Source organism: Nocardia salmonicida (assembly GCF_036142455.1).
GTDB lineage: Bacteria > Actinomycetota > Actinomycetes > Mycobacteriales > Mycobacteriaceae > Nocardia > Nocardia salmonicida.
On sequence record NZ_CP108014.1, the window covers coordinates 2,749,523 to 2,771,517 of the forward strand.

At 66.0% G+C, this 21,995-nt stretch carries 22 protein-coding genes; 5 read left to right on the forward strand and 17 right to left on the reverse strand.

The window, feature by feature from the left end; translation table 11 throughout:
* Positions 1-11 precede the first annotated feature (11 nt).
* Together OHS03_RS13085 and OHS03_RS13090 are read right to left on the reverse strand one after the other, a co-directional pair.
* The gene (locus OHS03_RS13085) at positions 12-413 is read right to left on the reverse strand and encodes a cobalamin B12-binding domain-containing protein (RefSeq protein ID WP_056809230.1); all 402 of its coding nucleotides are present in this window, start codon (positions 411-413) and stop codon (positions 12-14) included.
* Positions 413-1,990 carry a methylmalonyl-CoA mutase family protein gene (locus OHS03_RS13090; RefSeq protein ID WP_328662974.1) on the reverse strand — a complete coding sequence of 526 codons (1,578 nt, stop codon included), beginning with the start codon at positions 1,988-1,990 and terminating at the stop codon, positions 413-415. The genes OHS03_RS13085 and OHS03_RS13090 overlap by 1 nt, the downstream gene beginning before the upstream one ends.
* Before the next feature lie 95 nt (positions 1,991-2,085).
* Here OHS03_RS13090 and OHS03_RS13095 point away from each other — a divergent pair, with 95 nt between their 5' ends.
* Both OHS03_RS13095 and OHS03_RS13100 read left to right on the forward strand, forming a co-directional pair.
* Positions 2,086-2,916: an SDR family oxidoreductase gene (locus tag OHS03_RS13095; protein WP_328662975.1), complete on the forward strand. Its 831-nt coding sequence runs from the start codon at positions 2,086-2,088 to the stop codon at positions 2,914-2,916.
* A gap of 17 nt (positions 2,917-2,933) precedes the next feature.
* A complete protein-coding gene (locus OHS03_RS13100) occupies positions 2,934-3,158 on the forward strand; it encodes a hypothetical protein (RefSeq protein WP_062980586.1) in 225 nt (74 codons plus the stop codon).
* A gap of 6 nt (positions 3,159-3,164) precedes the next feature.
* On the opposite strand, the gene OHS03_RS13105 is transcribed toward OHS03_RS13100, so the two are convergent.
* The 14 genes from OHS03_RS13105 to OHS03_RS13170 form a co-directional block, all read right to left on the reverse strand.
* Complete coding sequence (locus OHS03_RS13105) at positions 3,165-3,359, reverse strand: ferredoxin (RefSeq protein ID WP_328662976.1); 195 nt, start codon at positions 3,357-3,359, stop codon at positions 3,165-3,167.
* A gap of 67 nt (positions 3,360-3,426) precedes the next feature.
* Positions 3,427-4,263: a mycofactocin-coupled SDR family oxidoreductase gene (locus OHS03_RS13110; protein WP_328662977.1), complete on the reverse strand. Its 837-nt coding sequence runs from the start codon at positions 4,261-4,263 to the stop codon at positions 3,427-3,429.
* Between the two features lie 30 nt (positions 4,264-4,293).
* Complete coding sequence (locus OHS03_RS13115; RefSeq protein ID WP_328662978.1) at positions 4,294-5,571, reverse strand: cytochrome P450; 1,278 nt, start codon at positions 5,569-5,571, stop codon at positions 4,294-4,296.
* Positions 5,572-5,699: 128 nt separating this feature from the next.
* Positions 5,700-6,332 (reverse strand): Rv1363c family protein, encoded by a 633-nt coding sequence (locus tag OHS03_RS13120; protein WP_328662979.1) that lies wholly within the window; start codon positions 6,330-6,332, stop codon positions 5,700-5,702.
* Between the two features lie 46 nt (positions 6,333-6,378).
* Positions 6,379-7,665 (reverse strand): MCE family protein, encoded by a 1,287-nt coding sequence (locus tag OHS03_RS13125; RefSeq protein ID WP_328662980.1) that lies wholly within the window; start codon positions 7,663-7,665, stop codon positions 6,379-6,381.
* Complete coding sequence (locus OHS03_RS13130; RefSeq protein ID WP_328662981.1) at positions 7,662-8,771, reverse strand: MlaD family protein; 1,110 nt, start codon at positions 8,769-8,771, stop codon at positions 7,662-7,664. Before OHS03_RS13130 ends, OHS03_RS13125 begins: the two co-directional genes overlap by 4 nt.
* Positions 8,768-9,871, reverse strand: a complete 1,104-nt coding sequence (locus OHS03_RS13135; protein ID WP_328662982.1) for an MCE family protein — start codon at positions 9,869-9,871, stop codon at positions 8,768-8,770. Before OHS03_RS13135 ends, OHS03_RS13130 begins: the two co-directional genes overlap by 4 nt.
* Positions 9,868-10,878 (reverse strand): MCE family protein, encoded by a 1,011-nt coding sequence (locus OHS03_RS13140; RefSeq protein WP_328662983.1) that lies wholly within the window; start codon positions 10,876-10,878, stop codon positions 9,868-9,870. The genes OHS03_RS13135 and OHS03_RS13140 overlap by 4 nt, the downstream gene beginning before the upstream one ends.
* Before the next feature lie 4 nt (positions 10,879-10,882).
* Positions 10,883-11,920, reverse strand: coding sequence for an MlaD family protein (locus OHS03_RS13145; RefSeq protein ID WP_328662984.1), 1,038 nt, complete (start codon positions 11,918-11,920; stop codon positions 10,883-10,885).
* Positions 11,917-13,182, reverse strand: coding sequence for an MlaD family protein (locus OHS03_RS13150; protein WP_328662985.1), 1,266 nt, complete (start codon positions 13,180-13,182; stop codon positions 11,917-11,919). Before OHS03_RS13150 ends, OHS03_RS13145 begins: the two co-directional genes overlap by 4 nt.
* A complete protein-coding gene (locus OHS03_RS13155; protein ID WP_328662986.1) occupies positions 13,183-14,037 on the reverse strand; it encodes an ABC transporter permease in 855 nt (284 codons plus the stop codon).
* A complete protein-coding gene (locus tag OHS03_RS13160; protein WP_328662987.1) occupies positions 14,037-14,867 on the reverse strand; it encodes an MlaE family ABC transporter permease in 831 nt (276 codons plus the stop codon). Before OHS03_RS13160 ends, OHS03_RS13155 begins: the two co-directional genes overlap by 1 nt.
* Positions 14,868-14,869: 2 nt before the next feature.
* Positions 14,870-15,364 carry a hypothetical protein gene (locus OHS03_RS13165; RefSeq protein WP_056815092.1) on the reverse strand — a complete coding sequence of 165 codons (495 nt, stop codon included), beginning with the start codon at positions 15,362-15,364 and terminating at the stop codon, positions 14,870-14,872.
* Between the two features lie 301 nt (positions 15,365-15,665).
* The gene (locus OHS03_RS13170; RefSeq protein WP_328662988.1) at positions 15,666-16,319 is read right to left on the reverse strand and encodes a TetR/AcrR family transcriptional regulator; all 654 of its coding nucleotides are present in this window, start codon (positions 16,317-16,319) and stop codon (positions 15,666-15,668) included.
* Positions 16,320-16,677: 358 nt separating this feature from the next.
* Here OHS03_RS13170 and OHS03_RS13175 point away from each other — a divergent pair, with 358 nt between their 5' ends.
* On the forward strand, positions 16,678-16,878 hold the full coding sequence (locus OHS03_RS13175; protein ID WP_328662989.1) for a hypothetical protein: 201 nt from the start codon (positions 16,678-16,680) through the stop codon (positions 16,876-16,878).
* A gap of 45 nt (positions 16,879-16,923) precedes the next feature.
* Complete coding sequence (locus tag OHS03_RS13180) at positions 16,924-17,721, forward strand: SigB/SigF/SigG family RNA polymerase sigma factor (protein ID WP_328662990.1); 798 nt, start codon at positions 16,924-16,926, stop codon at positions 17,719-17,721.
* A 74-nt stretch (positions 17,722-17,795) separates the two neighbouring features.
* On the opposite strand, the gene OHS03_RS13185 is transcribed toward OHS03_RS13180, so the two are convergent.
* Entirely contained in the window at positions 17,796-19,436 is a 1,641-nt protein-coding gene (locus OHS03_RS13185; protein ID WP_328662991.1) for a CocE/NonD family hydrolase, read from the reverse strand.
* Between the two features lie 474 nt (positions 19,437-19,910).
* Between OHS03_RS13185 and OHS03_RS13190 the strand changes: the two genes are divergently transcribed.
* Positions 19,911-21,959 carry a sensor histidine kinase gene (locus OHS03_RS13190; protein ID WP_328662992.1) on the forward strand — a complete coding sequence of 683 codons (2,049 nt, stop codon included), beginning with the start codon at positions 19,911-19,913 and terminating at the stop codon, positions 21,957-21,959.
* Positions 21,960-21,995: the final 36 nt, after the last annotated feature.

Below are 21,995 nucleotides of genomic sequence, written 5' to 3' on the forward strand. Positions count from 1 at the left end.
CGACTCGACCCTCAGGTCGGGGACGGGGTATTCGTGAGCGCCCGGATCTCGGTGACAAGGGTGTCGAGCGAGGTGCCGGTCGGGAACACCGCCGACGCTCCGACTTCGAGCAGCCGCGCGACATCGGACTGCGGAATGGTGCCGCCGACGATGACGGCGATATCGCCCGCGCCGGCCGCCCGCAGCGCCTCGACGGTGCGCGTGGTCAGCGACACGTGCGCACCCGAGAGAATGCTCAGCCCGACGACGGCGACATCCTCCTGCAGCGCGATCGACACGATGTCCTCGATGCGTTGACGGATGCCGGTGAAGACCACTTCGAACCCGGCGTCGCGCAGCGCGCGGGCGACGATCTTGGCCCCGCGATCATGGCCGTCGAGACCGGGTTTGGCGACCAGCACGCGAGCGGTCATCAGAACACCACCGGCTGCTGGAACTCGCCCCACACGCTCTTGAGCGCGGCGGTCATCTCCCCCACCGTGCAGTACGCGTTCGCGCAGTCGATCAGGTAGTGCATCAGATTCTCATTTCCTTCGGCGGCCGTGGACAAGGCGGTGAGACAGGACCGGACAGCCACGCCATCGCGTTCGGCCTTGACCCTGGCGAGCCGTTTCAGCTGCAGGTCACGGCCCTGCGCATCGAGTTCGTAGGTCGCGATCTCTGGTGCGGGCTCGTCGGAGACGAACCGGTTCACCCCGACGACCGGCCGGGTGCCCGCCTCGACGTCTTTGTGGAGCTGGTAGGCCTCATCGGCGATCAGGCCCTGCAGGTAGCCGTCCTCGATCGAACGGACCATGCCGCCGTGCCGCTCGAGATCGTCCATGATCTCGATGATGCGAGCCTCGGTCGCGTCGGTGAGCGCCTCGACGAAGTAGGAACCGCCCAGCGGGTCGGCGACCCGGGTGACCCCGGTTTCGTAGGCGAGGATCTGCTGGGTGCGCAGTGCGAGCGTGGCGGACTCCTCGCTCGGCAGCGCGAAGGGCTCGTCCCAGGCCGCGGTGAACATCGACTGCACCCCGCCCAGCACCGAGGCCATCGACTCGTAGGCCACCCGGACCAGGTTGTTCTGCGCCTGCGGCGCGTACAGCGAGGCACCGCCGGCGACACACCCGAAGCGGAACATCGACGCCTTGTCGGTGGTGGCCCCGTAGCGCTCGCGCACGATCGTGGCCCACCGTCTGCGTCCCGCACGGTATTTGGCGATCTCCTCGAAGAAGTCACCGTGGGTGTAGAAGAAGAAGGAGATCTGCGGGGCGAACTGGTCGATCGTCATCCGGCCGCGTTCGAGCACGGTGTCGCAGTAGGTGACGCCGTCGGCGAGGGTGAACGCCATCTCCTGCACGGCGTTGGCGCCCGCGTCGCGAAAGTGCGCGCCCGCCACCGAGATCGCGTTGAACCTCGGCACCTCGGCAGCACAGAATTCGATGGTGTCGGCGATCAGCCGCAGCGACGGTTCCGGCGGCCAGATCCAGGTGCCGCGCGAGGCGTACTCCTTGAGAATGTCGTTCTGGATCGTGCCGGTGAGCTTTTCGCGAGGCACGCCCTTCTTCTCGGCCGCCGCCACGTAGAACGCCAGCAAGATCGCGGCGGTGCCGTTGATCGTGAAGCTGGTGCTGATCTTGTCCAGCGGCATGCCGTCGAAGAGGACTTCGGCGTCGGCGAGGGTGTCCACCGCGACGCCGACTCGACCGACCTCCTCGGTCACCTCCGGATCGTCGGAGTCGTAACCGCATTGGGTCGGTAGATCCAGGGCAACCGACAATCCGGTTCCGCCCTGGTCGAGGAGGTAGCGGTAGCGACGATTGGACTCTTCCGCCGTGCCGAATCCGGAGTACTGGCGAAACGTCCACAGCCGCCCCCGATAACCGGAGGCGAAGTTGCCGCGCGTGAAGGGGTAGCCGCCCGGTGCGGGCGGTTCGGCGGCTCGGTCCGCCGGTCCGTAGACCGGCGAGAGCGGGATGCCGGACGAGGTCTGTATCGGATCGTTCATCAGTGAATACGGTACTTGCAAAAAATGAGAATGCCAATACCATCGAAGAGGAACGCTGCGTAAATCAGCGGAATCACCCAGCACTGAGGAGACCGATGTCCAGCGAGAACGCCGTACTCACCGACCGCACATTGGTCATCTCCGGCGGCTCCCGCGGGATCGGTCTTGCGATCGCGCTGGCCGCCGCGAGACAGGGCGCCAATCTGGTTCTGCTGGCCAAGACCTCGCAGCCGCACCCCCGGCTACCCGGCACCGTGCACACCGCCGTGGCCGAGGTGGAGGCCGCGGGCGGAAAGGCTGTCGCCGTGGTCGGCGATGTGCGCAACGAAGCCGATGTGCAGCGCGCCGTCGACCTGGCCGTCGAGCGATTCGGCGGCATCGATATCTGCGTGAACAACGCCAGCGCGATCGGCGTCGAACCGACCGAGAGCCTCTCGGTCAAGAAATTCGACCTGATGCAACAGATCAATCTGCGCGGCACGTTCCTGCTGACCAAGGCTTGCCTGCCGCACCTGCGCTCTTCGGCGAACCCGCACATCCTCACCGTGTCACCGCCGGTGAATATGAACCCGTACTGGCTCGGCGCCCATCCCGCCTACACACTGTCCAAATACGGGATGACCCTGCTCTCGCTCGGCTGGGCAGCCGAGTTCGCCGACGCGGGCATCGCGGCGAATTGCCTGTGGCCCCAGACCTATATCGCCACCTCGGCGGTCGCGAACATGGCCGACGGCGAAAGCCTGATCTCGTCCGCGCGCAGCCCCGAGATCATGGCCGACGCCGCGATCGAGATCCTGTCCCGGCCTGCCCGCGAGACCAGCGGGAACTGCTACATCGACGCGGAGATACTCACCGCGTCCGGGGTCGAGGACCTGTCCGGGTACGGCGGTGGCGCTACTCCGACACTCGACCTCTTTCTCGACTGAACGACTGGAGGAGAACCGTGCACCCGACCATTCACATCAGCGTCCGACCGATCCTCGACTACTACGGAAAGTGCCAGAGCTGCGGTTATCCCGCGGGTGCGGCGGAGATGGTGCGCAAGTCGCTCGACGGCCGCGTCGAACGCCTCGTCGTGGCGACCTGTGAGCTGCCGTGCGGGTGGTCCGGGCCCGCGACCCGCACCACCATGACCGGTGGCGCGGTCGCAGACGGCACCGCCGCCTGAGCGGATCTAGCTCTCGCGCAACACGATCGCCATCGTCGGGCAAGCCGACGCCGCCGAGTGGACCTCGGATTGTGTTGCACTACCGGGGTTCTCGTCTACCACCACGGCCAGGTCCTCGGCGTTCACCTCGAACACCGTGGGCGCGATACCCGCGCACAGGGCATGGCCTTCACATTTGGTCTCGTCGACCGACACCCTCATGACCGTTCTCCGTCTTCGTTGTTTCTCGGGGCCGCGCCGACCACCACGGTCGGCGCGGCCGGGGTGACTACTTGAGCATTCCGCCCGCGTCGATCGGCAGGGGCACACCGGTGACGTAGCGAGCCTCATCCGAGGCCAGGTACAGCACCGCGTTGCTGACATCCTCGGGCTCGATCCAGGCCACCGGCAGCGTGTGGAACATCCTGGCGATCGGCTCGAGGTCGGCGGGGCCCGGGCTCTCCAGGTCGGGACGGAACAGCTTGTAGGTGCCCTCGTTCATCACCATCGGTGTGTTCACATGCGTGGGGTGCACCGAGTTGACGCGAATGGAGTGCTGCGCCAATTCCACCGCGAAGGTCCGCATGAGCCCGACCACACCGTGCTTGGCGGCGACATAGTGGCCGATGTTGGGGTATGCCTTGAGCCCGCCCACCGAACTCGTCAGGATCACCGAGCCGCCACGTTCACCGGCGATCATATGCGGGACAGCGGCTTTCACCGACTTCCACACCCCGCCGAGGTTGACGTCGATCATGTCGTCCCACAGATTCTCCTGTAGATCGATCAGCGCGCCGCCCTCGTTGCCGATGCCGGCGTTGGCGACGATGATGTCGAGCCGCCCGAGTTCGGCGACCGCCCCGTCGACCGCGGCTTTGAGTCCGTCGTAGTCACGCACATCCACCTCGGCGGTGACCACTCGCCTGCCCTCGCCCCGAACGAGATCGGCAGTGGTCGCCAGATCCTCCGGGGTCGACATCGCGAACGGCACATTGTCGAGTTGTTTGCAGACATCGATGGCGATGATGTCCGCGCCTTCCTGCGCCAATCGCACCGCGTGACTGCGGCCTTGACCGCGCGCCGCTCCGGTGATGAATGCGACTTTGCCTTCGACCCGTCCGGTCATCGTTACCTACCTCTGTCGTTGTTGTCGTGGTCAGGAATGGGGAGTGAAGTTGATGTGCAGTTCGCTGAGTCCGCGGAGCAGGAACGTGGGTTCGTAGCCGTAGGTGCGCGCGCCGACCGGTCCGTGTTGATCGGCGTTGATCTCGATGTCGAGCAGGCGGTCCAGGATTCGCTCGATCGAGACCCGGCCCTCCACGCGCGCGAGCGGACCGCCCGGGCAGGTGTGCACGCCGCGGCCGAACGCGATGTGCTCGCGGAAGTTGTCGCGGTCGAGGCGGAACTCGTGCGGATCCTCGAATCGCCGCGGATCCCGATTGGCCGCGCCGGGGCAGAACATCACCAATCCGCCGGCCGGGATGTCCACCTCACCGACGGTGGTAGCGCGGCGCGCGAGCCGGAACCCGCTCTTGACCGGCGCGTCCATCCGCAGGGTTTCCTCGATGAAGTTCGGGATCAAGCTGCGGTCCTCGCGCAATCGCTGCTGCACGTCGGGGTGATCGCCCATGAACCGCACCGCGGCACCCAGCACTTTGGCCGTGGTCTCCTGCCCGGCGGCGAACAAGAAGGTCGCCGACCGCGCCACGTCGAGGACCTCCGGTGTGGTGCCGTCCGGATATTTCGCCAGCGCCAACGACGTCAGCACGTCCTCGCGTGGCTCGTTTCGGCGATCCGAGATGTAGGAAACGAATTTCTCGTCCAGCCAGGCCAACGGATTGCTGGAAAGCGCTTCGTTGTCGATCGCACCGGGTCGGGCGCCCGGCTGGGGCGCGCCGAGCACGACACGGAATTGTTGGTGATCGACTTCGGGAACGCCGAGCATATCCGCGACGACCAATAGTGCGAACGGCTTGGCGTACTGAGAAAGGAATTCACAGTGGCCCACATCGGCGAATTCGTCGAGCTGCTGGTCCGCCAGCCGCCACATGAATTCTTCGTTTTCCTTCAAGCGGGCCGGTGTGAGCAGACGATTCAACACCGACCGCGCGAAGGTGTGCTGCGGCGGGTCCATCGTCACCATGTGCTCGTACATCGGCAACTCGGTCCGATGCTGTTCGATCAGCTCGCTGATATCGTCGCCGACCGGCGTGAACGGCAGCGGCGGGAAAGGTCCGCCGACCGCGACCGCCGAGGAGAAGATCGACGAATCCTTCAGTACCTCAGCCGATTCCTCGTATCCGGTGACAGCGTACACACCGTAGTGCGGCTCCTGGGTTACCGGGCACTTCGCCCGCAGATGATCGAAATAGGGATGTGGATCAGGAATGAGATCCGGGTCGGTGAAATAGTTCACGGTATCGAAATCGGTCACGGAGAACTCCAGACGATCGGGAAGCCGCGACAAAGGCGCGTACTTCGAGGGTAACAACCATATTCATTTTTGAGAACCCCATTCCCACCAGGCAGCACGGAAGACCGCGCTATCGAGGGGGTAGGGAGTTAAGGCAGGTAGACCCGGCTGGCCAGCCAGCGTCCGTCGACGAGTTCCATCGTCATCTGGACCCGGCTGTGGTCGACGCGGGGATCGGCGGCGGCGATATTGGTCACCGTCTGATCGATGAACAACAGCACTTCGACCTTGGTCTCGGATTTCGATTTCACCGCGGCGTCGAGCACCGTGCCGGTGCCGGTCGCCTTGTTCTCCAACAGCAACTGCCGGAGTTGACCGCTCGACCGGGTGTACATGTCCTTGAACTCGCCGGTCGACCCGTCCAGCACCGCCGCGAAATCACGATCGAGGTGGTTGGAGTCCACGCTGGTCAGGGTGACGGCGTAGGCCCGCGCCGCCGCGAGCCCGGCTTCGGCGGCGGCATCGGTGTCGGACCTCTGGTCCAGTTTCCAGCCGAAGAACCCGGCCGCCAGCAGCGCCACCACGGCGGCCGACACCGTGACGGGCACGGCGATCCGACGGGCGATCCCCACCAGCCGGTGCCGGGTCGTCGGCCCGGCCTGCTCGGGCTCATCGGCTACCGGCGTCTCGCCCGGATCCGTCGACGACTTCGCTGCCTTCGGCTCGAGAATCTCGGTGTCGGTGTCGGTGTCGGTCTTGGTCTTGGTGTCTGTGTCGTTCATAGCGCTTCCTTGCGTGGTGGTGTGCGGTGCGAGTCCCTGAGCCCGGTCACCGCGGTACCGGTGTCGGCAGCTCCGGTCCCGCGAAGGTGAGCGGGATGGACCATGGACCGAGTGGAGTCGGGATCGCCTGGGTGTCGGCCGCCTGCCCCGGCGGCGGCGCTCCGGGGATACGTGCGCCCGGTGGACGTGGCGCGTTGCGCGCGCCACGGATGAGAACGGACGGGTCCTCGTTCGGGCAGTAGGTGTAGAGGTACGGCTCGGGGAAGTCGGGCCGCGACGGCGAATGCCGCGGCAGGTTGTAGTCACAGGAATAGCGGGGGTAGAGGTTGACCAGCCCCCAGAGGCCGCCGTCGTGGAACGCCGCGGTGAGATTGCCCAGCGTCGACCCGGCGCGTTCTGTCGGGAAGAAGAACTCCTGCAGCGCGGGCACTCGCGAATTGGCCATGTCCGCCACCGTGCCGAGATTGCCGAGCAGGTCGACCACACCGCGCGAGTTCTGCGCCATCACCGCGTCCAGCGCGCCCAGCGTGCCCGGGGCCGCGCCGAGCAGATCGACGAATCCCCCGGTCTTCGCTTCGACGCCCGCCATCAATTCCGCCGCGTCGCCGGCGAATTCACCGAGCCCCGGTGCCGCATCGGCGGCGGTGGCGAGCACCGTCCGGCTGTCTCGCAAGAGGCTCACCGTCTGAGGCAGCACCGAATCCAACGTAGAGACGAGGAAGATTCCGCCGTCGATGATGTCGGCGAGCTTGCGCGGACCTTGCTCGCTCACCCCGAGTTCCTCGACGATCGCCGCCAGCCGCGCCGGATCCACCTGTGCGAGCGTGGTATCCAGCTGGGCGAGGGTCTGCCACAACGGTACCGGCGTCGAGGTCCGTTCGACCGAGATCTCGGTGCCGTCGGTCAAGTACGGACCACCGTCCCCATCCGGGCGGAAGTCGAGATACTGCTCACCGGCCAGTGACAGACTCGCGACGCGTACCGCACCGTCGGCGGGCACCAGCGCATCCGCGTCGATCGCCGCGGTAGCCACCAGCCCGGTGGAGGTCAGCTCGATCGAGGCGACCTCGCCGATCGGCACCCCGCGCAAGGTGACGTTCTGCCCGGCCAGTAGCCCACCGGACTGCGCGAGGTGTACCCGAACGGTCATGGTGGCCGCCGTCGGGTCGACACCGAGCGCACCGAACATCAGATACGCGATGCCGACGACCAGGGTCACCAACAGCGCGCCGCTCGACAGCGGCGAGCGATACCTGCTGCCGAACCTGGCCGACGCGACGACTACGCGAGCGGGCACGCCGAGCACCTGTCTAGTGCGCTCCGGGACGTTCATCGCCCCGCTCCCGTCACGCGCTGCTGCAGTTTGAGCAAGGTGTAGGTCAGAGTGCCGACGAGGGCCTGCCAGTCGCTCGCGTCCGGTACCCGGCTTCCCGGATCACCGGGGTGCGCCGGATCGGGCAGCGCACCGATCGTCACGTCCTGCAGATCGGCGTTCACGTGCGCGGAGGTGCCGTTGGTGACCTTGATGATCGGTCCGAGTATCGAATTCATCGCCGCCAGACTGGCGTTGGGATCGGTCGAGGCCGCATTGAGCCCGGCGGAGATCCGGTTGATGTCGGCGACCATGCCGACCGCGGCGGTCCCGTCGATGGCGGGGAACTTCGCCAGTTCCCGGCTGATCTGATCGACCTGCCGGATCAGCGCCAACGCCTGCTGGGAACTGTCGGTCATGATCGTGAGCGCCGGACCCGCGACGTCGACCAACTCGCCGAGCGGGCGACGCTGATCCTGCAATTGCCGGGTGAGCTGGTCGACCTCGGCGAGTGCCGTGCGGATGTCGGCTGATCGCGCGGCGAGGGCCTGCACCACTCTCGTCGATCTGTCCAGCAGCCCGGCGAGATTCGCGCCGCGGTCGCCGACAGCCTGTCCGAGGCCGTTGACGATGTTGGTCAAATTCCGGATCACACCACCGTTGACCAGCAGCGACGCCGTCGTCAGCAGCTCCTCGATGGTGGCCGCGGCCTGGGTGGCCGACAGCGCGATGGTGTCGCCGTCCTGGAGAAGTGGCCCCCCGGGCGCGGCGGCGTCCGGTGGGGTGAGCGCGACGAAGACATCGCCGAGCGGTGTCGCGGTGCGCAATTCGGCCCTGGTACCCACCGGCAGGATCACCCCGTGCTGGATGCGCATCGTGACCACCGCGGTGTAGTCGCGCGCCGACATCCGCTCGACCTGGCCGACGTCGGCGCCGAGCACCCGTACCTTCGCCTGCTCGGGCAGGTTCAGCGCATTGGCGAAACCGGCGTGAATCGTATAGCTGGCACCACCGACACCGGGAGCGGGCAAGGGCAGATCGCCGAGGCCCACCGAGCAGCCGGGCACGGTCGCCAGCACCACACCGGCGAGCAACACAGTCCACGCGGACGACCATCGTTGTCTCATCGCGGCAACCTCGACATCGCCTCGAGCATGTCGGTGATACCGAAGTCCGGCCCGAAGTCCTGCAATGTTCCTGTGCTGCAACCGAGTTGGCGCAGACCGAGAACGTTGCACACCTCCTTCACCAACTGGCCGTCGAAGAACACCTTGTCCAGCAGGGCATGCACCCGGACACCGCGGTAGTCGACATCGATGGCGTTGTAGGCGTTGTTCAGCAACAGCGGCGTCACGTCGATGAACTCGGCGACCTCCTCGCGGTAGTCCGCGAGCGCGCGGGTCACCGTCGTCGCGTTGTTCACGGTGGAACGCAGGCTGTCGCTGTTCTGGGTGAGCAGGTCGTCGGTCTGCTGCATGATCTGCACGATCTGCGCGCCGGTGTCACCTGCGCCGATCCCGAGCTCGGCCAGCACCGCACTCAATTGACCTGTGGCACTGCCGAATTCCCGGATCACCTGGTCGTTGTCGGCCGCGGCGCGAACCAGGATCGCCAGATGTTCGACGATGTCGGTGATCGCCGCCTGGGTCCGGGCTCCCTCGTCGTCGCCGAGTCGTAGTGCGCCGGAGAGTTCGTTCATGGTGGCCCGCAGCTCCGGACCGCTGCCAGAGGCGATCTGCGCGGACACATCGAGCAGCCGCGCGATCGGACCGGTATCGGGACTCGCGCCCGCCAACTGCGCGGCCATCCCGTCCGCGGCGCCGAGCAAGCGGTCGAAATCGATGGGGGTCCGCGTGCGGTCGAGGCCGAGCTGCGCGTGATCGGCCAGCGTGGCGCCGCCACGATAGGCCGGTGTGAACTCGACGTGGCGATCGGTCAGTACCGAGGTCGAGACGGTGACCGCGGTCGCGTCCGCCGGGATGAGCACCTCGCCCTCGACACGCATGGTGACCTCGACGTGAGAACCGCGCGGGGTGATCGCGGTGACCTCACCGACGGGCATCCCGAGGACGGCGACGGCATTACCGACGTAGAGTCCGGCGCCGTTGTCGAATCGGGCCGTCACGGTGATGGCCCGATTCGTATCGTCCGGGCTGCCCGCGCAACCGGCGAGCGCGCCGAGTGCGAGTATCAGCGCGATCCTGACCAGTGTGACAAGTCTTCTCATTTGCAATCCTGGAAGTAGGGTGCCAGCGCGACCTGGTCGGCTCGACCGCTCAGCGCGCACATCCAGGAGTCGATCAGCGGCCCGGCCGGCGCGGTGAAGTCGACCTCGTTGGCCGTGCCAGAGGCGTTCGCGAAATTGCGGATGGGGACGGGCAGGATCTGCAGGATGTTGCGCAGCAGGTCGTCGTGGCGGGCGAGGCTGCCGAGCAGTCCGTCGAAACCGCGCAGCAGTTCGTCGATCTTCGGCCGGTCCTCGACGACCAAGAGCCTGACCTGATCCGCCAGGCGCCGCGTCGAGTCCATCAGGGTCTGTAGCGCACCGCGGCGGGCGAGGATCTCGGTGACCAGGTCGCGGCCTCTGGTCACGATGGCCGAAAGGTCACCCTGTTGGGCGTTGACCACGGTGGTCAGCTGTTGCACGCCCGTCAGAAGAGCGCCGAGCTCGTTGCGGCGGCTGCCGAGCAGCGCGGCGAGCGAGCGCAGATTGCCCAGCAGTCCGGGCAATACTGTCGGCACGCCGTCGAGCTGGTCGGCCAGTGCGTCGAGCGAGGTAGCGATGCGACCGGCGTCGATCTGTTCGAACGTCGCGGTGGCGTTGTCGAGCGCTTGTTGCAGATCGTAGGGAACGGCGGTGTGGGTCAACCCGATCCGGTGATCGGCGATCTCACCCTCGCCCGCCGGAGTCAGTTCGACGTAGCGGGCACCGAGCAGGGTGGTCAGTTTGATGGCGGCGCGGGTGTCGGCGCCGAGCGCGGCGGACCGGTCGACGCTCAGGGTGACCAGCACCCGGTCACCGGCCAGCCGCTGACCCGCGACCGTACCGACCGAGACGCCGGCGACGGTGACCCCGTCCCCGACGCGCAGACCCGCGGCTTGCGCGAACTCGACGTCGTAGCGCTGCTGCCCGACGCCGAGGGAATTGAATCCCACCGCCCCGGCGACGACGGCGAGCAACAGTCCGAGCGCGATCAGCCCCAGCATGCTCTTCGACGGATGTTTCGATGTCATTGCCTCACCTGCAGATCGGTGATTGTTGGATGGTGCCGGTCGGCGAGGCCAGCGCGACGATGGTCGGCACGAGGGTGGCGAGCGCGGGCAGGAAAGTCACTCCCATGTTGCACAGGTAGGTGTTGAGGTAGGACCCTTCCTGGCTCGCCCTGGCCAGCCCCTTCAGCAGGGCGGGCAGGTTGAAACCCAGGTAGGCGAAACTGTCCTTGTTCTGCTCGAAGTGCTTGGTGAATCCCGGTTCGCGCGTGAGGAATTCGTTCAACTGTGGCCGCACGTCGTCGACGACGGTCGCGAGGCGACCGGTCACCGCCGCGACGGTCGTCAGCGACCCCATCAGCTCGTCACGGTGGCGCGAGAGCCCGTCGATGATCGACCGTGATTGGGTGAGCAGGGTGCTCACCTGGCCGCTGTGCGCAGCCAGATCTCCCACCACCTGGCTCAGGTTCGTGATCACCGCGCCGAGCACCTGATCCGGCCCCGCGACGGACTCGGCGAGGGTGGAGATCTGCGCGATCAGCAGAACCAGCGAGGTGTTGTCGCCCTGGAGCGCGGTGATCAGCGCACCGGTCACATTGTCGACCTGCTGCGGGTCCAGTCCGCCGAACAGTGGCTCGAACCCGTTGAGCAGCACCGAGATATCGAACGAGGGTTCGGTGTGCGCGAGCGGAATCTTCCCACCGGGCGACAACTCCTGTGGCTCACCGAAGTCGGCCAGCGCCAGGCCGAGGTAACGCTGGCCGATGACGTTCTGATAGGTGATCGAGGCCTTCGTATTGCCGAAGACTTTCTGTTGTTCCTCTACTCGGAACCGCACCTCGGCGCGATTACCGACCAGCGCGATCCCGTCGACGCGGCCCACCCGAACTCCGGCCATCCGCACGTCGTCACCGACACGCAGGCCGGTGACATCGCTGAAGACCGCGGAATACGTTCTCGCCGTGCCGTCCACGCCCCGGTGCAGCGTGACGAAGGTGACCCAGATCAGTCCGAGGGATACGATCAAGAACAGGCTCAGCCCGATCAGTGAACGACGAAAGCTCATCGGCCGCCCCCGAACGGCAGTGGAGCGTCGGAGAGCAACTGGGCCAGCACCGATTCCGCGGCATTGGCCTCCCCGCCCAGAATCCGCCGGATCAGGTCCTGCATCTCCGGACTCAGCTGGGGCACCGGATACGACTGCGGATTCATGCTGGGCGACAACTCCTGTTCGGGGATCGCAGTCGGCGCGGTGGCGCAACTCGGCGCGGCCAACTCGCCGTATCGAGGACAGTCCGCGCGGGTGTAGGCGGTGTGTGGGCTCAATCGGAACTGAAATTTGCCGGTGCCCATCTGGGTATCGGAGTTCCAGAACTCGGCGAACCAGAGATCCGAGATCGTCTTGATCCGGACCACGATCGGCGCGAAGCCGGCGGCGCCCTCGCCCACCACGTCGAGAACCGGAACAAGATCATTCGTCACGGTGACGATCTGATCGGTATGTCGGGTCAGGCCGCCGCCCACCGCGGACAGGGTGTTGTTGCCCGCCGAGAGCAGGTTCAGAAGTTCACCCTCCCGCTCGGCGGCCGTGCGTAGCGGAAGCACGGCGGAGTGCAGGGCATCGAGCAGATCAGGGGCCGCCGCGTTCAGACCGTGCACCGCCTCGGCCATCGCGCCGAGGGTCGAGGGACCACCGTCGGGCGTGAGGAGCGCGTCGAATTCCTTGGTGATCCGGTCGAGTTGGCCACCGGCGCGCACGATGTCGCCGCCCCGCCGATCGGTGGCCTGAGCCACTGCGGCGAGCATGCCGACGGTGCTGTCGGATCCGACCCGCCCCGTGGCGGCGATGATCTCGCGCAGCTTGGTCAGCGCGGTCTGGAGTTGGACGGTCGCGAGGCTGCGGTCCTGGGCGATCTCGGTATCGGCGGTCAGCGCGGGGCCGGGCCCGTTGTCCACCAACTGGATCGAGGACACCGCGAAGACATTGCTCGGCACCACCCGCGCGGTGACCGTGCTAGGCACGCTCGACGCGTAGGCCGGGTCGAGCAGCAACTCGACCCGATTCGGACCGCCGTCGGCGGCGAGCGTCACCGCGGCCACGGTGCCGATCAGCAGACCACGGAACTTCACGTCGGATCGGTCGGGTAGGCCATCACCGAGCTGATCCAGCATGGCGACGACTTCCACCTTGGCGTCGAAGCGGCCCGTCGACTTCATCAACAGCGCCGTGACCACAGCCACCGCGAGCGCGATGAGCAGCACGCCACGCAGCAGCAGCGAGAAGCCGCCTGGACCGCGCCCGTCCTTCTCGAACAGAGTCGCCGACATCTACCCTCCCAGCCGCGCGCTGGAACCGATGCCCCACAGACCCACGGTCAACAACAGATTGACGAGGATCATCACCGAGATGGACGCGCGCATCGCCCGGCCCGCCGCCGTGCCGACGCCCTGGGGACCGCCTGCGGCGTAGAAGCCGTAGTAGCACTGGATCGTCGAGGTGAGGATCACGAACAGAATCGCCTTGATCAGCGAGTACACGATGTCGGGGCCGTTGAGCACCAACTGGAAGTAGTGCTGATAGGTGCCCGCCGACAGACCGCCGGACAAGCCGACCACCACTTCGACCGCCAGATAATTGGCGGCCAGGCACACCAGATACAGGGGAAACATCGCGACCACCGACGCGAGAATCCTGGTGCTGACCAGATAGGGAATGGCGCGAATGGCCATCGCTTCCATCGCCTCGATCTCCTCGGCGATCCCCATCGCCCCGAGCTGCGCGGTGAACCGGCAACCCGCCTGGGCGGCGAAGGCCAGCGAGGCCATGATGGGCGCCAATTCCCTGGTCGACGCGGTCGAGGCGATCAGCCCGACGGTGGGTTCCATGCCGAGCAGGTGCAGCGCGTTGTAGCCCTCCAGGCCCACGATCGCGCCGCCCGCCGCGCCGAGCACGATGATGACGCCCGCGGTACCGCCGCCGACGACGATCGAACCGTTGCCCCAGGTGATGTCGGACAGGATGCGCAGAAATTCCTTGCGGTAGTGCCGCAGCATCACCGGGATCGAGAACAGGGCCCGAAACAGGAACGTCCCCATGTGTCCGACGCGCATGACCCCGGAGCCCAGCCGGACCGCGGCTCGGTAGATCGGCCTGACCCCCGGCGGATAGTACTGCGCGGCCATTACAACCCCTGCCGTGGCAACAAGATCATGTACAGCTGGGTGAAGGCGACGTTCACGATCATCAGCAGCAGGATCGAGGAGACCACTGTCGAGTTGACCGAATTCGCCACGCCCGCTGGTCCGCCTTTGGTCGTCAGCCCTTTCTCGCAGGCGACCACGGCGACGATCGCTCCGTAGACAACGGCTTTGATCATGGTCAGCACCAAATCGTCCACGGTCGCGAAGGAGGAAAAGGTCGCGACGAAACTTCCCGGTGCCCCGCCTTGGACGAAGACATTGAACAGGTAACCCGCGAGAAAGCCGACGAAGCAGACGATTCCCGTCAGCGACACCCCGATCAGCACCCCGGCCGCCAGCCGGGGCACCACCAGTCGCCGGATCACCGAAACGCCCATGATCTCCATGGCGTCCAACTCGTCGCGGATCTTGCGCGAGCCGAGATCCGCGCAGATCGCCGAGCCGACTGCCGAGGCCATCAGCAGCGCCGCGACCATCGGCGCTCCCTGCCGGATCACCGCGAGCCCGCTCGCCGCGCCGGCGAGCGAGGTGGCGCCGACTTGTCCGGCCAGCAACCCGAACTGGATGGACAGCGTCACCCCGATGGGCAAGGCGACAAAGATCGTCGGCAGGGCCGCTGACGATGCCATGAACGCGGCCTGCCGGACGAACTCCTGGAACGCGAATCGGCCGGTGACCATGTCGATGGCGAGAAACCGCAACGCACGCGTACCGAGGACGAATTGGCCGCCGACCGTTTCCAAGGCGGCGATCGGGTGCCGGCGGAGGTAGCCGCGCGCCCAGTCGGCTATCTCACGATCGGCCGTTGCCATAGTCAACTCGTGGGGACCAATCCAGCAGTGGCCCGCGGCGCGCTGACGCGGAACACTTCGGTGGGGCCGACTTCTTCGGCGGGGAATCCCGCCGTTGCCAAGGCGCATGCTTTGAAAGCGCGCGCAGCGCGGCTCACTCGATGGTGTGTGATTCTCACCCGATCCTCGAGTTCGGCCGGAAGCGCCCCGCCCCACAGCGACAGCTCGGCCGAACGATGGTCGAGACAGTCCAGAATTCCGTCGCGAACACGACAGTCCTCGAACATCTGGGTGGGTACCGCCACAGCATGCGGCCACGTGTCGTGTTTCGGTGCGGCCAGCGACTGTTCGATATCGAGCACTGTCGCACCCAGGATCTGCAACGGGCGATCGTCGGAGTGGTCGTCGACCAGTACGGTCACCTCCCACCCGGCGGTCGTCCGATCGAAGAGCCAGCCCCCGGCGTAGCGAACGACTTCCAGGGCATTCGGCGCGACGATGGCCAGGCGATATCGCAAGGGATGTCGGCGGGCGTGGGCTCTCCAGTGCGCGGAATCGACGAATTGTGCGGCCATGGGCTTCCCATCCAAACTTCGAATCTGAAGATCTCGACAGGTACGCCCCCGCGCCCGAAATGCGACCGCTCGGAGCCCCTGCCGACCACACGGTAATCCGGTTACTCCCAATGTGACAGCAGTCTCACTCAACTAACTTGTGATCTACATCACAGCGATTGCGCATTGACGCGCGGCGCCTGAAATCGTTTAACCGCAGGTCAGTAGGGTTATGAGCACGGGCATCTGAGATACCAGCTGGTATCTAGCGGTCCGGTCCGTAGGGACCGGCCAGCGACGGATACACCGGGAACGGCGAGCCTGCCGTGCCGTCGGTCGCGCGGACGCTCTCCGGCGGAGCCACGCTATTGCTCGTCAAGCGGTCGATCGCTCGCTCCAGCGTAGGCAGGATCTCGGTCACATCGAGTTCCTTGTCGACGAATCGCCCGGTCAACGCGTAGATCATATTGGTGACGATCAGTCCGATGTCCTCGACGTAAGCGGCGTCGTAGCCCTCGAACAACATCGCGGCGACCGGCAGCACGGCGCTGACGCCCTGGGCGTCCAATTGACGGCCACCGATGCCCCGGCGCGCGCGGTGGTAGGCCTCGAGCATCCTGGGATTGCTTTCCCATGGCTCGAAGACGTGTCGGATGACGCGGACCAACCCGTCGCGCAGCGATTCGCCCGCGACAGGCAGCTCCAGCTCGGCGTAACTGTTGATCGCCATCCAGCGTGTGACAGCGGCGACGATCAGCTCGTCACGGGTGGCGAACTTCTTGTACACCGTCGCGAGCGAAACCTGGGCCCGACGAGCAACCTCCTTGAGCTGCAGCTCGTCGTACCCGTCCGACATCAACATCTCCATCACGACGTCGATGATCCGGACCGAGGAATCCGTTTCCGGTGACCGTTTCACCACCTAAAGGTATCGCCGCTGGTCGATCGCCCCGCTCCCGCTCCCTGGCTGATCGACGCGACGCCGCAGATCTGGCCGTATTCGTCGATGAACCCGGGCCACGCCGATCTCGACGGCACCACCGCCGCCAGCAACCCGCCAGCTCGACGTGGGCACGGTCCGCGTCGCGATCGACAGCACGTTCGCGCTCGCCGATGCCCGAGCCGCGCACGAACGCTCCGGGCAGGATGGGGCGAGACATGAACTGACGCCTTCCCATTGGACGGGTGTTTCAATCCCGAATTCCGAAACTGTCGCCGTCTCAACATCATCGACATATTCCGGTTTATTCGCCTCCACGGCGGTCAACCCTGAGCTCATGACCGACTCACGTCATCGGGCACCGAGTACGCCGAGCATGGACCCGACCAGAACAGCCATCGTGTTGGCGACCTGCGTGTTGCTTCCGTTGGGCCTGGCCGCCTCGACCCAGTCGCCGACCGTCGCCTCCCCGGGCGCCGCCGGCCTGGGCGCCGCGATGACGATGTCCTCCAAAATGCCGGGCCTCCACAGCCTTTAGTCACCTCCCCCCGTTGAGCATTACGAACATCAGGAGCTGATCCGCATGTCCACCACCGCCACCCGCCCCACCTACGAACACGCCGAACCCTTGTTCGTACACCTGGCGCTGACCGACCCGCGCAGCCCCGAACACGACGCTCTGCGCGAGGAGATCATCGAGATCTGCCTCCCGCTCGCCGAGCACATCGCTCGCAAATACACCGGCCGCGGTGAAGTATTCGAGGATCTGCTCCAGACCGCGCGGCTCGGCGTGGTCATGGCGGTCGACCGCTACGACGTGACCAGCGGGTCACCGTTCCTGGGTTTCGCGGTCCCCACCGCCATGGGTGAAGTGCGCAGACACTTCCGCGACCACATCTGGCCGTTGCACGTTCCGCGTCGCGAAAAAGAGCTACAGGGCAAAGTCCGGGCAGCGACCGAAGAGTTGACCCGTCGACTCCATCGCTCCCCCACCGCCCAAGAGCTCGCGACCGAACTCGATGTTCCGGTCACCGATGTCGCCCGCACTCTGGTGGCGGCCAACGCCTTCCAGACGCGAAGCCTCGACACCCCCGCCCGTGACACCGACGGCGATCCCAGCATGACTATCGCCGACACTTTCGGCGACGAAGACCCCCGCTACCAACTGACCGAAGACACGATCACCGTCGCACCCCTGCTGGCACAGTTGTCGCCGGAAGACCGCCAGCTGCTGATCTGGCGGTTCTATGACACCCTGACCCAAGGCGAGATCGCCGAACGCCTCGGCGTCTCCCAGATGAGCGTGTCTCGCAAACTCACCAGACTGCTCAGGGATCTGCGTGCCCAGACCACCGACGACCAACTCGTGCTCGCGGGCTGAATTCCGCCTTGGCCCTTCGGGGCGACTGATTGCCCGAGACCGCGCTGTCCTGGGGCAATCAGTCGCCGAAGCTATCAGTCGGCTATCGGGATATCGATAGCTGCGGCACCGTGGAAGGCGGACAATGTCACCACGGTGCCGGGTTCGGTTTCGCCGGCGTACAAGGGGTCCTCGGTGGCGAGGATGACAGCAAGTCGGTGGTCGGCGGGAACTCGATAGTCCGTGGCCTGCAAGCGCAGTTCGACCGCGGTGGGATGTTCCGGTACGACGTTGCTCACGGTGGTCGCGGCGTGGGTGATGATTCTCAGGTTGCCGGTGACCACGTCCAGGTCGAAGAGGTAGGCGACGACGGTGGCGGCCTTGGTGGTGGGAGTCACCGTCACACAAATTCGCGGGATGCCCGCGATGTGGTGCGGCGACGGGAGCGGGGCGCTCGTCCACACCGCTGCGGCGGATCGGTCGACCTCGGCGAGCTTGTGACGCACGGGCATGAGTAGCCGTTCACGGAAGCCGTCCATGACCAGTTGATTCACGGCGCGGATATTCGGGTCACCGGAACGGACGCTCCGACTGAAGTCCGAGGGCGGGTCGAGCACCAGCGCACCATCGCCGGATCCGCTCGCAGGTGCGGCGAGGTGGTAGGTGCGGATCGGGTTGGACGACCAATCTTCCACACCGACCGAGGAGGAGACGGTGAAGCTGTGCATAGTCTCGGTGTGCACGACACCATCGTCATCGATGCCGTTGTCGACACCGTTGAGATAGTGGTCGAGCCAGTCGTATGCGGCCTCGGTGGTGCGGGTGTACACGCCGAGCAGCAAGCCCGGGATCTCCACTGCCCCATGATCTCCGATGGCCAGATCCAGGCGCTTGGGGCCGGGGAACTCGGCGAAGTAGCTCAGCAGCTGGTTCTGGGGAAAAATGGTCTCGTGCCAGTAGCTGGTGAAGAAGGTCGGCACGGGGCGGCGCTCATCCGGAATGTGGGCGGGTGAGCGCCGTCGCGCGTAGTCCAGCACACCGTCGATATCGGTGTTCGTCCGGAAGTCCTCGAGTACCTTCACCAGTTCGGCGCTGGGGTTCTCGCTGATCGCGGCCAGCGCTTCGGCGGCGAGGATGTGTCGGGTCCGGTTGTCGTACAACGCTTCGCCGAGATCGGCCCACGTACTCAGGGCGACAACCGCTTTCACGCGCGGGTCGGACTGGGCAACCAGCTGGCCGATACCCGAGCCGTAGGAGATGCCTGCCAGGCCGATACGCTCCGGATCTGCCTGGATTTCCGGGTGATCGAGCGCCCAATCGATGACCAGCGAGCCGTCTGCGACGTCTTCGGGACCGGCCACCGTCAGCTCGCCACCGGAACCGGGCAAGCCGCGCTCGGTATAGGCAACGACGGCGTAGCCGCGAATGAGCAGCCTGATCAGCGCCCCGGAGTACATTTTCCAGCCCGCCGGGTCCAAGCCGGCGGGAAGCACGACAAGCGCATGGGGGCCACCGCTGGTCGGCCAGGCGGCCATCCCGTCGAGCAGATCGCCGTCGTAGCCGGGAATCCGGACCTGAGCGAACCGGCACCGCCCGCGGACGGCGGCGATGTCATCGACCAAGTAATCGGGGACACCGGCCGCGTTCCCGGTGAGCAGATCGGAAACGACGGCCGACGCGGCGGCTTCCTGATCGGGGGCGAGCAGACGCAGGCGGTTCGGGCGAGCTTCTGGCATGGCGATCTCCTGTCGAATTGGTGTATTTCACGGCAGCAGAACAGTTTCGCGACAAGCAAGGGAGCCACTGCGGGATCAGATCCGAGCCCCCCGCTCGCCAGTTATGCTACATCGACATCAATCACCTGTGTGTTGTGTTGCGACAGTTGGTATCCGGATCTCCCACCCCGCGCTCGTTGACTGATCATGTTCTGCCCCAACGCTTCACAACGTCGAGCGGTCCAGCGCGCTGCTCTGTCCCGCGCGAGCCGGTACTCGAGGTAGCCGACGCCACTTCGCGAATTGGCCGAAGTGACCATGTCGTTCCGTGACGGTTTGGACGAAACGTCCTATCGGCCCAGGTCAGCTGGAGGTAAGACTGCGCGAGGATTATCGGCACTCGTTCCGGATTCACACGCCGGCGATCGGATATTGATGGTGATTACTAGAAGGACCCTCCGAGGTCGGCTCACATGGCGGTCCGAAAGCACGGCCGTGACAGGCAAATTCGGCGTTCGCGCCAGTTTGATCGCGATCGTTCTGGTGCCCAGTCTCGCGCTGCTCGCGGTGGGGGTCGGCGCGGCCGCCTATCTGGTCGCGGCGGGGCGAGATGCCCGGCAGTGGGCCGAATTGGCCTCCGGCACCACCGGTCCCGCGGTGCAGATGGTGCAGGCATTCCAGGAGGAGCGGCGCTTGTCGGTGCTGCACATCGCTGGGGAGCCCACTGGCGGAGGATCGCTGATCGCGGCTCGTCAGCGGTCCAACGGCACGCTGGGGGAGGTCAAGTCAAAAGGTCAGGAAGCCAGCCGCATGCGGGCGGACTTCGCTACCGATATCGCCGGTTACGACAAGCTGTACGCCTTGTTGCCGGATCTACGCGCACAGATCGACTCCCGCAAACTGCCGGTCGAGGCGGTGGTCGCGACGTTCGGGTCGATAGTCGACGTCATCGTGGCCGCATCGGTGTTGGCCGCGCGCGCCGCACCGTCGTCGGATGTGTCCATCGAGCTGTTCAAAGGCGTCGCGGTACTGCGAGCCTCGGAGGCGCTGTCGCGGGCCAATGCTCTTGCGACCGTGGCCGACACCATGACCGGAGAGCAGTTCATCGAGTTCGCAGCGGAGGTGGGAGAGCAGCGTTCGGAAGCGGCGTTCGCCACCGCGATATTGCAAGATCAACAGCTCGGCGAGCTGCAGGCGATCATCGCCGGACCAGCCTGGGGTCTATTGACCCGGCACCAGCAGGAAACGCTGCTCGCCGGACCGGCGGAGTCCGCTCCCGGCGGCAGGTCCGGCGTGCGCTCCACCGCGGCGACGGTCCGCGCCGAGGTGCAGGCCGCGGCGGTTCAGGTGGGATCGGAACTGGCGGTGTTGTGGGAAGCCCAATCCCGCCGAGCACAGGCGATCGCGGTGCACGACGCGGACCGAACAGCGCGAGATTCGTTGCTCGGCGGGCTGGCGGTTCTCGCCGCCGCGGTCCTCGGCTTTCTTGCCGTGGTACTGGTGGCCAACCGGCTCATCGGCCGTATGCGTCAGTTGCGTGCGCAGACCTTGGCATTGTCGGACGAGCATCTTCCCGAGGCGATGCGGCGGCTCGAAGCCGGTGAAAAGCTCGACATGGACGCTGAGCTACATCGACTGCAGTTCGGGACCGACGAAATCGGGCAGGTGGCAGACGCTTTCAACCGGGCGCACAGTGCGGCGGTGACCGCCGCGGTCGCCGAGGCGAAGTTGCGTACGGGCGTCAATACCGTGTTCGTCAATATGGCACAGCGCAGCCAGAGCATCGTGCAAAAGCAGTTGGAATTGCTCGATCCGGCCGAGCAGAGTGAGCAGGATCCCGCCCGGCTCGATGTGCTGTTCAGACTCGATCACCTCGCCACCCGTGCGCGGCGCAACGCGGAGAACCTCATCATTCTCGGCGGCGGGCAGCCGGGACGGCGGTGGCGAAACCCGGTGCCGCTCAACGACATAGCGCGCGGTTCTGTCGCGGAGAGCTTGGACTACCGGCGGATCACGGTGCATCGCTTGCCGCAGGTCTATGTCGTGGGTGCGGTGGTGGCGGACCTCATCCACGTCCTAGCCGAACTGATGGACAACGCTACCGCGTTCTCGCGTCGCCAAACCGAGGTGGAGGTCACGGGTCGAATCGTCGGCAACGGCGCGGTGCTCGAGATCATCGATCAGGGTTCAGGAATGACCGGCGACGAGCTGACCGCGCGCAATGCTCTCTTGGCCGAGCCCGCGAGTTTCAGCCTCGAGACGCTCGCTGAGAACGGTCGCCTCGGGCTGTTCGTCATCGCCTCGCTTGCCGCGCGGCATCAGATCTCTGTGCAGTTGAAGGAATCGGCCTACGGTGGCGTCCACGCCCTGGTGTTGATTCCGTCGAGATATCTCACGAACGAGCAGGCCGGCGCAGATAGATCGGCTCGGCACGCTATGGCGCCGCTCCCGGCGGCGCCGTCGATCCCGGTCGCGACCTTCGGTCTCAACGGCCCACCGAACTCAGCCCACCCACCGTTCGGTGACACCCGCAACGGGCATTAGTGCTGCGCGCTGTCGAACTGATGTGGCGGCCCCCGG

Coding starts and splice junctions, on each gene's coding strand:
- OHS03_RS13110 (WP_328662977.1), bottom strand. CDS start 4,263: ATGACCGGACGGGTCGAAGGCAAAGTCGCATTCATCACCGGAGCGGCG.
- OHS03_RS13155 (WP_328662986.1), bottom strand. CDS start 14,037: ATGGCCGCGCAGTACTATCCGCCGGGGGTCAGGCCGATCTACCGAGCC.
- OHS03_RS13085 (WP_056809230.1), bottom strand. CDS start 413: ATGACCGCTCGCGTGCTGGTCGCCAAACCCGGTCTCGACGGCCATGAT.
- OHS03_RS13175 (WP_328662989.1), top strand. CDS start 16,678: ATGACCGACTCACGTCATCGGGCACCGAGTACGCCGAGCATGGACCCG.
- OHS03_RS13140 (WP_328662983.1), bottom strand. CDS start 10,878: ATGACATCGAAACATCCGTCGAAGAGCATGCTGGGGCTGATCGCGCTC.
- OHS03_RS13135 (WP_328662982.1), bottom strand. CDS start 9,871: ATGAGAAGACTTGTCACACTGGTCAGGATCGCGCTGATACTCGCACTC.
- OHS03_RS13185 (WP_328662991.1), bottom strand. CDS start 19,436: ATGCCAGAAGCTCGCCCGAACCGCCTGCGTCTGCTCGCCCCCGATCAG.
- OHS03_RS13120 (WP_328662979.1), bottom strand. CDS start 6,332: ATGAACGACACAGACACCAAGACCAAGACCGACACCGACACCGACACC.
- OHS03_RS13105 (WP_328662976.1), bottom strand. CDS start 3,359: ATGAGGGTGTCGGTCGACGAGACCAAATGTGAAGGCCATGCCCTGTGC.
- OHS03_RS13130 (WP_328662981.1), bottom strand. CDS start 8,771: ATGAGACAACGATGGTCGTCCGCGTGGACTGTGTTGCTCGCCGGTGTG.
- OHS03_RS13145 (WP_328662984.1), bottom strand. CDS start 11,920: ATGAGCTTTCGTCGTTCACTGATCGGGCTGAGCCTGTTCTTGATCGTA.
- OHS03_RS13090 (WP_328662974.1), bottom strand. CDS start 1,990: ATGAACGATCCGATACAGACCTCGTCCGGCATCCCGCTCTCGCCGGTC.
- OHS03_RS13095 (WP_328662975.1), top strand. CDS start 2,086: ATGTCCAGCGAGAACGCCGTACTCACCGACCGCACATTGGTCATCTCC.
- OHS03_RS13150 (WP_328662985.1), bottom strand. CDS start 13,182: ATGTCGGCGACTCTGTTCGAGAAGGACGGGCGCGGTCCAGGCGGCTTC.
- OHS03_RS13125 (WP_328662980.1), bottom strand. CDS start 7,665: ATGAACGTCCCGGAGCGCACTAGACAGGTGCTCGGCGTGCCCGCTCGC.
- OHS03_RS13180 (WP_328662990.1), top strand. CDS start 16,924: ATGTCCACCACCGCCACCCGCCCCACCTACGAACACGCCGAACCCTTG.
- OHS03_RS13160 (WP_328662987.1), bottom strand. CDS start 14,867: ATGGCAACGGCCGATCGTGAGATAGCCGACTGGGCGCGCGGCTACCTC.